The 12,087-nt window shown below is 54.4% G+C and carries 21 protein-coding genes; 16 read left to right on the plus strand and 5 right to left on the minus strand.

Annotation, left to right across the window (positions count from 1 at the left end; genetic code table 11):
- Window positions 1–136: 136 nt before the first annotated feature.
- The 5 genes from AC0TOY_RS06615 to AC0TOY_RS06635 all read right to left on the minus strand — a co-directional run bounded on the left by AC0TOY_RS06615 (window position 137) and on the right by AC0TOY_RS06635 (window position 2,960).
- Window positions 137–571: a hypothetical protein gene (locus AC0TOY_RS06615; RefSeq protein ID WP_267217550.1), complete on the minus strand. Its 435-nt coding sequence runs from the start codon at window positions 569–571 to the stop codon at window positions 137–139.
- 211 nt (window positions 572–782) lie between these two features.
- On the minus strand, window positions 783–1,145 hold the full coding sequence (locus AC0TOY_RS06620) for a hypothetical protein (RefSeq protein ID WP_231103412.1): 363 nt from the start codon (window positions 1,143–1,145) through the stop codon (window positions 783–785).
- A gap of 101 nt (window positions 1,146–1,246) precedes the next feature.
- Window positions 1,247–1,609, minus strand: a complete 363-nt coding sequence (locus tag AC0TOY_RS06625) for a tlde1 domain-containing protein (protein ID WP_071994439.1) — start codon at window positions 1,607–1,609, stop codon at window positions 1,247–1,249.
- Between the two features lie 12 nt (window positions 1,610–1,621).
- Window positions 1,622–2,113 (minus strand): type VI secretion system tube protein TssD, encoded by a 492-nt coding sequence (tssD, locus tag AC0TOY_RS06630; RefSeq protein ID WP_048991077.1) that lies wholly within the window; start codon window positions 2,111–2,113, stop codon window positions 1,622–1,624.
- Between the two features lie 271 nt (window positions 2,114–2,384).
- A complete protein-coding gene (locus AC0TOY_RS06635) occupies window positions 2,385–2,960 on the minus strand; it encodes a phage repressor protein CI (protein WP_024906433.1) in 576 nt (191 codons plus the stop codon).
- Between the two features lie 227 nt (window positions 2,961–3,187).
- On the opposite strand from AC0TOY_RS06635, the gene AC0TOY_RS06640 reads away from it, so the two are divergent.
- From AC0TOY_RS06640 to AC0TOY_RS06715, 16 genes are all read left to right on the plus strand, one after another.
- The gene (locus AC0TOY_RS06640) at window positions 3,188–3,526 is read left to right on the plus strand and encodes a DUF5347 domain-containing protein (RefSeq protein WP_024906434.1); all 339 of its coding nucleotides are present in this window, start codon (window positions 3,188–3,190) and stop codon (window positions 3,524–3,526) included.
- Window positions 3,527–3,594: 68 nt separating this feature from the next.
- A complete protein-coding gene (locus AC0TOY_RS06645; RefSeq protein WP_023309252.1) occupies window positions 3,595–3,822 on the plus strand; it encodes a DUF2732 family protein in 228 nt (75 codons plus the stop codon).
- Complete coding sequence (locus AC0TOY_RS06650) at window positions 3,822–4,043, plus strand: TraR/DksA family transcriptional regulator (protein ID WP_048028939.1); 222 nt, start codon at window positions 3,822–3,824, stop codon at window positions 4,041–4,043. Before AC0TOY_RS06645 ends, AC0TOY_RS06650 begins: the two co-directional genes overlap by 1 nt.
- Window position 4,044: 1 nt before the next feature.
- Window positions 4,045–6,234 carry a replication endonuclease gene (locus AC0TOY_RS06655; RefSeq protein WP_473721626.1) on the plus strand — a complete coding sequence of 730 codons (2,190 nt, stop codon included), beginning with the start codon at window positions 4,045–4,047 and terminating at the stop codon, window positions 6,232–6,234.
- A 109-nt stretch (window positions 6,235–6,343) separates the two neighbouring features.
- Window positions 6,344–6,784 (plus strand): DinI-like family protein, encoded by a 441-nt coding sequence (locus AC0TOY_RS06660; protein WP_024906437.1) that lies wholly within the window; start codon window positions 6,344–6,346, stop codon window positions 6,782–6,784.
- A gap of 178 nt (window positions 6,785–6,962) precedes the next feature.
- On the plus strand, window positions 6,963–7,166 hold the full coding sequence (locus tag AC0TOY_RS06665; protein WP_420277487.1) for a tail protein X: 204 nt from the start codon (window positions 6,963–6,965) through the stop codon (window positions 7,164–7,166).
- Window positions 7,157–7,378, plus strand: coding sequence for a phage holin family protein (locus AC0TOY_RS06670; RefSeq protein ID WP_023309247.1), 222 nt, complete (start codon window positions 7,157–7,159; stop codon window positions 7,376–7,378). The genes AC0TOY_RS06665 and AC0TOY_RS06670 overlap by 10 nt, the downstream gene beginning before the upstream one ends.
- Entirely contained in the window at window positions 7,362–7,871 is a 510-nt protein-coding gene (locus tag AC0TOY_RS06675; RefSeq protein WP_024906439.1) for a lysozyme, read from the plus strand. Before AC0TOY_RS06670 ends, AC0TOY_RS06675 begins: the two co-directional genes overlap by 17 nt.
- Complete coding sequence (gene lysB / locus AC0TOY_RS06680; protein WP_473721627.1) at window positions 7,868–8,293, plus strand: Rz-like lysis system protein LysB; 426 nt, start codon at window positions 7,868–7,870, stop codon at window positions 8,291–8,293. The genes AC0TOY_RS06675 and lysB overlap by 4 nt, the downstream gene beginning before the upstream one ends.
- Window positions 8,181–8,426 carry an Rz1-like lysis system protein LysC gene (gene lysC, locus AC0TOY_RS06685; protein ID WP_473721628.1) on the plus strand — a complete coding sequence of 82 codons (246 nt, stop codon included), beginning with the start codon at window positions 8,181–8,183 and terminating at the stop codon, window positions 8,424–8,426. Before lysB ends, lysC begins: the two co-directional genes overlap by 113 nt.
- Window positions 8,389–8,856: a phage tail protein gene (locus AC0TOY_RS06690; protein WP_267217546.1), complete on the plus strand. Its 468-nt coding sequence runs from the start codon at window positions 8,389–8,391 to the stop codon at window positions 8,854–8,856. The genes lysC and AC0TOY_RS06690 overlap by 38 nt, the downstream gene beginning before the upstream one ends.
- A gap of 112 nt (window positions 8,857–8,968) precedes the next feature.
- On the plus strand, window positions 8,969–9,610 hold the full coding sequence (locus AC0TOY_RS06695; protein ID WP_407820986.1) for a phage baseplate assembly protein V: 642 nt from the start codon (window positions 8,969–8,971) through the stop codon (window positions 9,608–9,610).
- Window positions 9,607–9,957: a GPW/gp25 family protein gene (locus AC0TOY_RS06700; protein ID WP_063622458.1), complete on the plus strand. Its 351-nt coding sequence runs from the start codon at window positions 9,607–9,609 to the stop codon at window positions 9,955–9,957. The genes AC0TOY_RS06695 and AC0TOY_RS06700 overlap by 4 nt, the downstream gene beginning before the upstream one ends.
- 5 nt (window positions 9,958–9,962) lie before the next feature.
- On the plus strand, window positions 9,963–10,871 hold the full coding sequence (locus AC0TOY_RS06705) for a baseplate assembly protein (RefSeq protein ID WP_061716457.1): 909 nt from the start codon (window positions 9,963–9,965) through the stop codon (window positions 10,869–10,871).
- Entirely contained in the window at window positions 10,864–11,472 is a 609-nt protein-coding gene (locus AC0TOY_RS06710; protein ID WP_061716458.1) for a phage tail protein I, read from the plus strand. Before AC0TOY_RS06705 ends, AC0TOY_RS06710 begins: the two co-directional genes overlap by 8 nt.
- On the plus strand, window positions 11,469–12,087 hold a 619-nt coding region (locus AC0TOY_RS06715), incomplete at its 3' end, for a phage tail protein (protein ID WP_473721629.1). The genes AC0TOY_RS06710 and AC0TOY_RS06715, both read left to right, overlap by 4 nt.

The raw sequence follows: 12,087 nt of genomic DNA on the forward strand, positions 1-12,087 counted from the left end.
ACACACGGATGATGATCGGCGCGATGGGGGATTTCTTTAGTTTTGCAGTTTGTGACGTGGGGAAGTGAGCAGGAGCCTGTAAGGTGGAGGGTGAGAATAGCTCCGTTTCCTGCTCTACCTGTGAAACCATTCTTGGCTATGGGCTTTGCAGTTCCTTCAACGCGCCTTGTGCGGCATTCTCAATCTGATTGCAGAACGCTTTACCGCCTTCGGGACAGCTATCCGTGGCGTTTCTCACGACTTTATCGAGCTCGCGATCGTTCGTGGTCGTATCGATGTGATTAATCATCCATGACTCAAAAGCGCGATCGTTTACAGATAGCTGCATGAGTTGATGGGAGGTCTTCCAGTTGTTGGCTAACAGCCCGACAATAGTCGCTGATATCCCTTCTGCGATATATCCCTCATCACACTGTCTGTAATTTTTGTAAAAAGAATGGATGCCTTGCCAGTCCTGAATGGCAGAGGCTGCGTTATCTGCCTTGTCCATTTCTTCAACAGAAGTACAGTTATTTGCATAAGCCACGTGCGATATCACTAACATAATCAAAAACAGCTGCATCGTTTTCATATCAAGTTCATTCCCGGTGGGATATAGATATTTTCAAATTTCTGCGTCGCACTCATAGCCGAGCAGCCGCTGTTATTTGATACGGTGATGGTTGAAAGGGAGGATTTAGCCATGTGCTCTTTTATTTTTGGATAAACTGGAGTGATATGTAGTTTATTATTTAATGGTTCAAAGATTAAGCGCTCAGAAGAGCGCTTGTTATAATATGATGCTAACGTTTTGAGTCCTTATCCTTTTCTTGCTTAACCTCATTGATTACATCGAGCATATTGCTTAAGCATTCTCTTGCTGGGGAGCCCGCTTTCTCCAATGCTGGTTTAGCCTTTGCTAAATAGGTTTCAACCTCCGCATTAGTGCTGTGTATCATCATCGGTATGCTACATATCAAAGTGGTTCCAAACCGTTGCTGTAAAGGGTCTGGGTTCAACTCAAATTGATTGGTGACATTCAGCACTAATTCTGGGGCGCGGATAAGCGCCATGCTGATGGCGGTCGCCAACTGTTCAGCATGCTCGTCATCCAGATTATCACCAGTGCTTTTAATCTTCGCTGGTAATGCCTGAATAGCTGCCATGTCAGCGCTGGACACCAGCTTAATATAGGTTATCCAGTCACTCTCTGACGCTATACAGGAAGCCGTAAGAATGCAGGTAATTAGAGAAAACACGTACTTTTTCAACGAACTACCTCAAGCGTACGATCTGACGAAAGAATTATTTTAGAGCGAATGTGAGGTCCCATGATAATGCAGCCCTCTGATGCAAAACCAGGAATGGCTGGTGCCTTTTTCTCACCATGGATGCGAAACAGCGATCGCCCATAGCTCTCACCAGAGGTTTGTTTGAGGTTAATTGTCATTGGCCCCCTTGAGGATGTATGGCCTCCTATGCGATACGTTCCGCGTGGTAATGGTCCCATCCCCTTAACGTGCTGACGGTCTGGATTATTTTTGTTTGTCAGGTTTCCGGAATACCCTGTGCCAATAAGTTTACCTTTATGCCACAGTTCACCGGTACTTTGGTAGTAGGTCCATGCCATGAGCTATTCCCCTTATGCCGCGCTGCGTTCTTTCCAGCTATCGGAATGGACAATGTTACCGTCCAGATATTTCCATGTTATTTTTTCATATGTCATTTCTATGGCTTCCATATGATCATAATGTGTGAAGTCGGGATCCTTCACATCTTCCATATAAGGCACAATGCAGGTAATACGTGCATTTTCCATAAAAATATTAAAATATTCTTCTTCCTGCCCTGCGTGGTTGATTCGATAAAATTTTAGCTCAGCAGATTTAAGAACGCTTCCCGTACTAACGATCTGATAAAGGTAAGGGCTTGAGACGTCTTGCGCTTTTGTAAAAACAAAGGGAGAATGTTGGCGTGTGGCTGTTATTTTTCCGGAGTAATCATCTGTAGGTATCTCTACGCCGTGTGACAGTCCGGTTATTTCAATGCTACCTTCGCGTCTATGTACATCAACGCTACCTTTTAACTGTTTCCCTTCTTCGCTGTAAAGCCAGAGATAAACTGGTATAGCCATTCTGGTTAACTCCATTTATTTAATTAATTTCTCTGACCTTACTCCTTCATGATTTTTCTGTTTGTAATATTTCGTGTCACTACAGTTACATGCATTCATTGGTTGAATGAAGTAATAAAAAATATAATTTAAAAATATATATTTTTTTATGAGTGTTATAAGCCTGATTAAACAAGAACAGAGAAGCGAATTATACGGACATATAATTCGCTTCTCTGTATCGGTTTATCTTGCGGCAGATCCACAGCCACGAGGGGGGGATGAAACATCCTCAGCTTACTTCGCTATAGATCCCCACCACACGCCCTACCGTTTTAATCTCGTCGATACCGCACTCAAACGGAACCTTGCCGCCCGCCACGTGGAGTTTTTTACCCGGCAGCAGCGTTAGGTCGCGGATGCTGGCAGTGCCTTCAATCTCAACCAGCCACAGGCCGTCGGTTAACGATGCGTCTTTTTCGATAAAGTGCAGCTTCCCCTCCGCCCGGACGGCGATGCCGCGCGCCAGCGGTTTGCTAAAGAAAGCAGAGTCAATACTCAAAATGGAATTTTCTTCCAGTCTCCCGTCACTGAGTGTGAATGTCGAAACTGAAACGGGATCGCCCGGCACGGGATGACCTTCAAACTGCGCCCCTTGGCCGGTCATCAGCCAGCGAAGGCTCGCGCCGGTGTCCAGCGCGCACTGAACCGCAAAGTCGTAAGAGACGGTACCGCGCGCGTAGCGGTTCTGAAGCGAGCTGGCGGCGATATTAAAGTGCCGGGCCAGCTGGATTTTCTGCGTGAAACCATATACCTGACAGATTCTATCGAGTAACTCTTCATTATTCACTTGAGAATCTAAGATCAAAATATATTCCTTTGGGTGTTTACTAATACTCAATTGGGTATTAATATCATTGCAAATTCGGGCAATCAGCGGCAGACGTTGGCAAACAGAGGCTAATGATTGCAGACAGTATCAAAATGGGAATCATGCAGCATGGCTTCTGAAATCGCAATCATCAAACGGTGGAAAAAACCGTGCTACACCCGTTTTCAGCACATTAGCGTGCGTGAATTTATGCGAGGGGTGATATGGCGATAGAAGCTGCCCGTGCAAGGGTTCCACTTAGCGTGGGAGCGCGTCTTAACGGGCTTAACCACGTCGCTGAACTGCGCGCCCGATACGGGAGCGATAGCGGAAAAGAGCTGGCGCGGTTTATGGCCGAGCTGCGCGATAAGCGCGATCCCTGTTTTGAGGAGAACTGCAGGGCGCTGGCCGCCCTCTTTTTCCTGGCGAGATTGCCCGTCGCCCGGCATGAGTGCGATATCAGCGAGCTGACGACCGAAGAGAAACGGGCGCTGATTAACGCCATGAACCATTTTCGTGCTGTTGTGAGTTTATTTCCTGAACGGCTGACCATGCCGATATAACCCAACCCAAAAACTAATGGCGTAAACCCGCCGGGCATCCTTTTGCCTGAATTTAAGGAGAACGCGTGATGCGAAACAGTGAAAACCGCCCTTATCCGATCGGAAGTGAAGAACTGAAACGCCTGCTGGCAGAGGCAAAAACGGAGGAACGATGCGCGCGAGCCCTCGCGGTCTCCCTGCGCCTGGAGGCGCTGGCGAGCCATATCTACAAAACCGGTATGAGCGGAGAGGACGTTGCCGAACTGCTGTGCCACGAAGCGGCTCGCTACGAGCGTGAATCCCAGGAGCTGCACTGATGGCCGATTTTATCGATCTTGCCCAGGCGCGCGAACAGGAAGACAGAGAGCGCCACATTAATAGCGCCCGCAGACGACCCGCATCGCCTTCGCGTTTCTTCTGCGAGGAGTGTGAGGCTCCAATACCGCAGGCGCGCCGTATGGCGGTGCCTGGCGTAGCCCTATGCGTCACCTGTCAGGAGATCGCAGAGATGAAAAATAAACACGTCCGGGGAGGATGAGTTGGCGACGTCATTTGCTTATCCGTGGAATGCCCCACGGTCGGCCATTGCCAGCCCTTATCTCACCCATGCCCAACAGCAGCGCCGCGATCGCCTTTTCGCGGCGCTGAAGCAGGCAAGAATGGCTCTTTCACAGCAGCCTGACTGCGTGCGTTTTGAGGTCTGGCGCGCGGTTGACGCCCTCGAACAGCATCGTGGCAGCCCCCAGGCTAACGCCTTTTTGATCCGCTTCTGCAAAAGAATGTTGCCCCGCCTGCGGCGGGTCTCTGAACGCTATGCCTGCGCAGGTTTGCATGAAGCAGTTTCCCGAGCCGTGTTTGACGGCCATTTCGATACCCAGCTTTTGCAGTACCTTGCCTCGCGAATGGTCGAACTGGTTGCCCGCTATAACCGTCTGCCGGATATGTCCCGCGCGGACATCGACCTGCTGGCCGCCGATATCGCCAGCTTTATTCGCGGCGAGCTGGCGAATATTAACGATCCTGAGATGGGCGAATACCAGACGCTGTACGTCTGGTATCAGCGCGCCGGACTGATCGCCCGGCAGTTCAACGTGTCGCCTCCGCACTGGGAGCGCGTGTCGAAGACGTGTTTCGACAAAGATGACGTTGCCGCGGCGGTGATCCGCATGTTTTCCGAGGCGTGGTGGCGCGGGCGTCTGCGTCGGGTCGCGGCGGCCTGGCGCGAGCATTTGCAGATTGCCCTCGGCAACGTCAGCAAACGGAGAACGGCGTATGCGAGCAAACGCTGCGTGACCGAGTGGCGCGAGCAGAAGCGCCGCACCCGCGAATTTCTCAAGGGCATGGAGCTGGAAGATGAAGAGGGCAACCGCATTAGCCTGATTGAAAAATTCGATAGCTCGGTGGCCAACCCGGCGATACGACGCTGTGAACTGATGACCCGCATTCGCGGGTTTGAAAATATCTGTGAGGCGCTGGGCTATGTGGGCGAGTTCTATACCTTAACCGCGCCCGCGCAGTATCACGCGACGCTGAAATCAGGTTACCCCAACGCGAAGTGGAACGGGGCCAGTCCTGCGGAGACGCAAGGCTACCTCACCCGGCTGTGGGCGCGCATCCGCGCAAAGCTCCACCGTGATGGGATCCGTATTTTCGGTATCCGCGTTGCGGAACCCCATCACGACGGTACGCCCCACTGGCACATGCTGATGTTTATGCTGCCGGAAGATGTCGAATGCGTTCGCCTGATTATCGGGGACTACGCGCGGCAGGAGGATGCCATTGAGCTGCAGAGCGAAAGCGCCAGACAGGCGCGCTTTCACGCGGACGCGATCGATCCGCAGAAAGGCAGTGCTACCGGCTATATTGCCAAATACATCTCAAAGAATATCGACGGCTATGCGCTCGATGGCGAGACCGATAGCGAAAGCGGCGGGCTGCTGAAGGAGACGGCGTCTGTTGTGTCGGCCTGGGCGGGGCGCTGGCACATTCGCCAGTTTCAGTTTATCGGCGGCGCGCCGGTAACGGTCTACCGCGAGCTGCGACGTCTGGCGGATCCCGAGGCCGCGCGCGGTCTGAGCGTCGAGTTTGCTGCCGTCCATGAGGCTGCCGACGCCGGTGACTGGGCGGGATACGTTACTGCACAGGGCGGCCCGTTTGTGCGTCGCGATGATTTACAGGTGCGCACCCTGTATGAGCCGGGCGCCGGGTTTAACCAGTACGGCGAGGAAACGGTCCGCATCCGCGGCGTGTACGATTCTGCCGTTGGCGCGGGCAGCCCAATTATAACCCGACTCACGCAGTGGAAAATTGTGCCGAAGCGGGCCGCGGATCTTAAGGACGCACCTGTATCCTCTCGGAGTTCTGTCAATAACTGTACGCAGATCGATCTTTCTCAACCCCTCAGCAGGCGTGCGAGGCGGGCGTTAACCGAACGCATCAAATTCATCCGCCCTGGCGCGTCGTCGCCCATCGTCTTCGCGAGCGACCCGCAGAACGGGGTTCCGGAGAAAGTGATCGATGAGATACGGCTCGCCACCGGAATCGCCATCAGCCGCGGAGAGGCCCTGCATCTTATGGCTGGCGGCGTTAGCCGCTTTAACGACAAATGGTGCAAAGGCGCAGCTGACGGATCGCTCTTTCCGGCAGCGCGTTCTTATCAGCACAAGGCGCGGAAAATCCTTGAACGTATTGGGTATTTAACGGATCTCTTCGCTCAGAGAGCCCGCTAATCTCCATCCATATCATGTACATACCGTGAAGGGTTCTGATTTTTCGCTTCACTCTTTTTATGAATACGTGCTACTGTATGTTTATACAGTATCTCGTGGTGGAGGTTGTGTGGACAGAGAGTTGAACGAGCAGGTCATGATTGAACGCGTCGAGATGATTGCGCGACTGACAACAGAAGGAACATGTCAGGAAAGAGATCGTGAGATTGCCCTGAATTTGATTGCTGAGATTGCGCGGGGAAATTTAATCAAGAACAACGCATTTACCGTTGTTTTCTCAGCATCGCCTGTTCCGGAACGAATCAAAAAAGAGGGTAACGTTCGGGTGAACATTACGCTCGATAAAGATCAGCAGATTGGCCATGCCGTCGTTGAAGCCTTTCAGTGCGAACTGACCCGCAGAATACGATCCCTGTTTCCGTCATCGCGGGTGAGCGTGAAAATAGGATCGGTGACGGGAGTCGAGCTCCAGGGGCTTGAAGGAGAGGCCGATCGCGAAATGCTGGATAATATTCTCCGGGAAGTCTGGGAAGACGAGAGCTGGCGTTAGCCCAGCGTCATAGCCCGAACGTACACCCTCATTCAGATTTTGCGCTTTCGTCGACCCACGCTTCGCTGCTTGTGGACGGTCTGTTGTGTCCGAGATTGTCCATCCGTCAGCGATAGCGAAAAGACCGCCAGCCCGGGAAACTCTACAGTACCTGGTAACCGGATGTTGGGAGCGTCTGATGAAGATCTATGCAATGCAGGGGGACACGCTTGATGCCGTTTGCGCCCGCTATTATGGGCGCACGGCTGGCGTCGTAAAAGCCGTTCTGAAGGCCAATCCTGGCCTCGCGGAGTCAGGCGTTATTTTGCCTCACGGCACGCCGGTAGAGATGCCGGAGGTGAATAGCGCCCCCACCAAAGAATCCGTAAACCTATGGGACTGAGCCTGGAGAAAATCACCACGGTTATCGCCTACTGGCTGGCCGTGGCGCTGGCCTGGTTCGGGGCGATGTCTCCTGAAAAGGTTGCGCTGTACGTGGGGAGCCTTTGCGCCATTTTTACCGCGCTGACGAATTACTGGTTTAAGCGCAAAACCTGGCGCTACCTCCAGTCTCTGGGCCTCGATAAGAAGAGCATTCGTGAACTCAATCATTAAGCGTTGCAGCGTCGCCGGCGTGCTGGCCCTGGCGGTGCTGATGCCTGACTTTCGATTACTGAAAACCTCCCCGGAGGGGCTGGCGCTGATTGCCGATCTCGAAGGATGTCGCCTCTCGCCCTACCGGTGCAGCGCTGGGGTATGGACGTCAGGCATTGGTCACACGGCAAACGTCGTGCCGACGCGGGACATTACCGAGCGTGAGGCCGCGGTAAATCTGGTCGCTGATGTGCTCAACGTTGAGCGTCGTCTGGCGGCGTGCGCGCCGGTGGAGATGCCGCCGCGGGTCTACGACGCGCTGGTGAGTTTTTCCTTTAACGTCGGCGCAGGCGCCGCCTGCCGTTCGACTCTGGTCTCCTTTATCAAACGTAAACAGTGGTCACAGGCGTGCGGGCAGCTTACCCGCTGGGTGTACGTCAACGGCGTCAAAAATACCGGGCTGGAAAATCGTCGTGTCCGCGAGAAGGCCTGGTGCATGAAGGGGCTGCCATGAGAGTCCTCATGCTGATGCTGGCCGGACTGCTGGCGATCGCGCTGTGGCTTCGTCATGACAACCAGACCCTGTCCCGTTCTTTAGCCACGGCCAACCGGGTCGCCAGCGAGCAAAAAACGGCCCTCGCCACGCTTAACCATCAGCTGTCCCTGTCGCAACGGATGGCCAGAGCAAACGAAAACGCCCAGGTCAGGCTCCGTGAAGAGCTTGTCGCTGCGGGCGAGGAGAGGGCAAGACGGGAAGCGACTATCGGGAGATTACTCAATGAAAATGAAGCGTTACGCCGCTGGTATACCGCTCAGCTGCCTGATGCTGTCCGCAGGTTGCACACCCGCACCGCCTGCGCCTCCGCAGCCCATTGTTTACAACGCCTGCCCGAAGGTGAGCCGCTGCCCGATGCCGGGAAGCGAACCCGCCACTAACGGCGATCTCAGCGCCGATATTCGCAGGCTTGAGTACGCCCTTATCGACTGCGCGCTGCAGGTTGAAACCATTAAAGACTGTCAGGATAAACTCGATGCACAAACTCAAGAGCCTGCGTCAGGCATTAATTGACGCGATCCCCCAACTGAATGCCAACCCGGAGCGCCTGCAGATGTCGGTCGGCAGCGGCAATATAGACGCCCGCCTTGCCTCCTCGCTCTCCTTTGAAAAACGGTATGTGCTGAACGGGAAGGTTAGCGGTTTCACGGGCGACAGCGAGGGATTTTTTGTCCCGGTGCTGGCCTGGCTGCGGGAAAACCAGCCGGACATTTTTACCCTCGATGAAGGACGCAAAAACGGATACACCTTCACGCTCGTCTTAAACGATGACGATACGATGGATATCACCATCAGCGTGCAATTGACCGAGCGCATTCTTGTCACTCAGGAGCAGGGCGCTCTGCACGCGACCTATTCCCCGGAGCCGCCGCTGCCGGAGCCCGTCACGCGTCCGAAGGCGTTGTACATCAATGGTGAGCTGGTCAGCCAGTGGGAGGATTAAGCTCCCCGCGCTGAAGGCCGCCAGCCGCCTGCTGTCTGGACCGCTTGTTGTATCATCCCGCAGAAAACCCCGTCTCGTTGCTGCCGTTCCTCCTGAACGGCATTCTCTTCTCATGAATACATTAACTTCCATGAACGGTATCGCTCGCGCGATCCGCAACCTGATTCGTATCGGTGTTGTGACCGACGTTGACCTCAACAGAGGGCTTTGTCGTGTCCAGACCGGCGGGATGAAAACCACCTGGCTGAACTGGCTAACCTGTCGTGCGGGACGTTCGCGTGTGTGGTGGGCCCCTTCCGAGGGAGAGCAGGTGCTGCTGCTGGCCATCGGCGGTGAGCTGGATACCGCCTTTGTGTTGCCCGGCATTTTCTCGGACGACCATCCGGCACCGTCCGGGTCACCTGATGCGTTCCACGTCTCGTTTCCGGACGGCGCGGTGATCGAGTACGAACCCGGGCGCGGGGCGCTGACGGTTGCAGGCATTAAAACGGCCGACATTACCGCCTCTGAATCGCTGACCGCCACCGTGCCGGAGGTGCGGGTCATCTCAACGTCCCGTATCACGCTGGATACGCCTGAAGTGGTGTGTACCAACAGGTTAATTACCGCCTCGCTGGAAGTGCAGAAGGGCGGGGTGATGACCGGAAATATTGAGCACTCCGGCGGTAAATTGACCTCCAACGGAGTGCAGGTGGACAACCACGCGCACGGCAGTGTGCAAAGCGGCGGAAGCTGGACTAAGGGGACACAATGACGGTGCGTTACAGGGGAATGAACAGGCAGACCGGGCTAAGCCTTTCAGAGGCTGACCACATCCGGCAGAGCGTGCGCGACATTCTGGTTACGCCGATTGGCTCGCGGGTCATGCGCCGGGATTACGGCTCGCTGCTCGCGGCGATGATCGACAGGCCGCAGAGCCCGGCGCTGCGCCTGCAGATCATGGCCGCATGCTATTCCGCCATCCAGAAATGGGAGCCGCGGATAAGCCTGACGGCCATCACTTTCGAGCGTTCGGAGAACGACGGGACGTTGTATGTCGATATCACCGGCACGCGCCCGATCTCCGGACAATCCTTTTCTATCACCATTTCACTGAGTTAAACGCTATGGCTATTGTTGATCTGAGCCAGCTCGCCGCGCCTGATGTCGTGGAGGAGGTGGATTATGAAACGCTGTTGGCAGAACGAAAGGCCACCTTTGTGTCGCTCTATCCGGAAGAGGAGCGAGAGGCGATTGCACGGACGCTGACACTGGAGTCAGAGCCGATTGTGAAGCTGCTGCAGGAGAACGCCTACCGGGAAGTCATCTGGCGCCAGCGGGTTAATGAGGCTGCGCTGGCTGTGACGCTTGCCTATTCTGCTGGTCGTGACCTTGATGTTATTGCGGGAAACAATAATACCGAACGCCTGACCATCACCCCGGGAGATGACACTACCATTCCGCCAACGGCTGCCGTCATGGAGTCTGACGCTGACCTGCGACTGCGCGCCCAGCAAGCATTTGAGGGATTGAGCGTCGCGGGGCCGGTTGGAGCCTATGAATATCATGGTCGAAGTGCCGACGGACGGGTCGCTGACGTTTCGGTTGATAGCCCTCAGCCTGCATACGTGACGATTTCGGTGTTATCCCGTGAGGGTGATGGTACCGCTCGTCCTGAACTACTGGCGGTTGTTGAAAAAGCGCTTAACGCTGAAACCGTCCGCCCGGTCGGCGATCGTGTGACTGTTCAGTCAGCAGAAATTGTGCCTTACAAGATAAACGCAACACTCTACGTTTATCCCGGACCAGAGTCTGAACCCATCAGGCAGGCAGCAGAGCAGAGGCTGCAAAATTATATCAGCGCACAGCATCGCCTTGGACGCGATATCCGCCTGTCGGCCATTTATGCAGCACTTCACGTTGAAGGCGTGCAGCGCGTTGAACTGGAATCTCCCCAGTCTGACATTGTACTGAGTAAGTCGCAGGCCTCGAACTGTACCTCGTATCAGATAGCGATCGGGGGTTCGGATGAGTGACAGGCTATTACCCGTTGGGTCCTCACCGCTGGAAATCGCTGCTGCCGCTGCGCTCTCGAATATTGAGCGTGTGCCGGTACCGCTACGCACGTTATGGAACCCCAGCGCGTGCCCGGTGAATTTACTTCCCTACCTGGCATGGGCGCTGTCGGTAGACCGTTGGGATGAGGCGTGGCCGGAGAGCACTAAACGCAGCGTCATTATGTCCTCGTTTTTCGTCCATCAGCACAAAGGAACCATCAGCGCATTGCGTCGTGTGGTGGAACCGCTTGGCTTTTTGATTGAGGTGCGCGAGTGGTGGCAGCTCGGTGAGGAGCCTGGCACATTCCGTCTGGTTGTCGGTGTGCTTGATAACGGCATCACTGACGAAATGTATCAGGAGCTTGAACGTCTCATTGAGGATGCCAAACCGGCAAGTAGACACATGACCGGGCTGGCTATCAGCCTGAGCTCAACGGGAGAGTTTTATGTCGGCGCAGGATGCTATCACGGCGATGCGCTGGCTGTTTACCCCTACACCACTGAGGAACTTATTGTCGGTGGTGATTATTACCCGGCCTCGGCCATCCATTTGATTGATAACCTGAGAGTGAACGCATGACCGCAAAATATTTTGCCATACTGACGAATCAGGGCGCTGCGCGGCTAGCTAACGCGACGGCACTTGGTACGCAACTCAACCTGACGCAAATGGCGGTAGGCGACGCTAACGGAACGTTGCCAACCCCCGATCCGGCGCAGACGAAGCTCGTCAACCAAAAACGCGTAGCGCCGCTGAACCTGCTCGCTGTTGATCCTAATAATACCAGCCAGATCATCGCGGAACAGATTATTCCCGAGAATGAGGGCGGTTTCTGGATCCGAGAGATCGGTCTCTATGACGACGACGGCATTCTGATCGCCGTGGCTAACTGCCCGGAGACTTATAAGCCTCAGCTGCAGGAAGGCAGTGGTCGCACGCAGACCATTCGTATGATTCTGATTGTGTCGAGCACGTCATCAATTTCCCTGAAAATTGATCCGTCGGTTGTGCTGGCAACGCGCCAGTATGTTGACGATAAAGTTATTGAGGTAAAGGGCTACGCTGATGATCAGATGAAAAAGCATATTGCTGCTGATAATCCGCATAAACAGTACCCTTTAATCGCCAATGCGTTAAAAGAAATTGCCGATGCAGGGTTGAGTGCTGAGGTTCTCAAAAACCTTGGTTTGGGAG

Source organism: Enterobacter sp. PL_is379 (genome assembly GCF_055817355.1).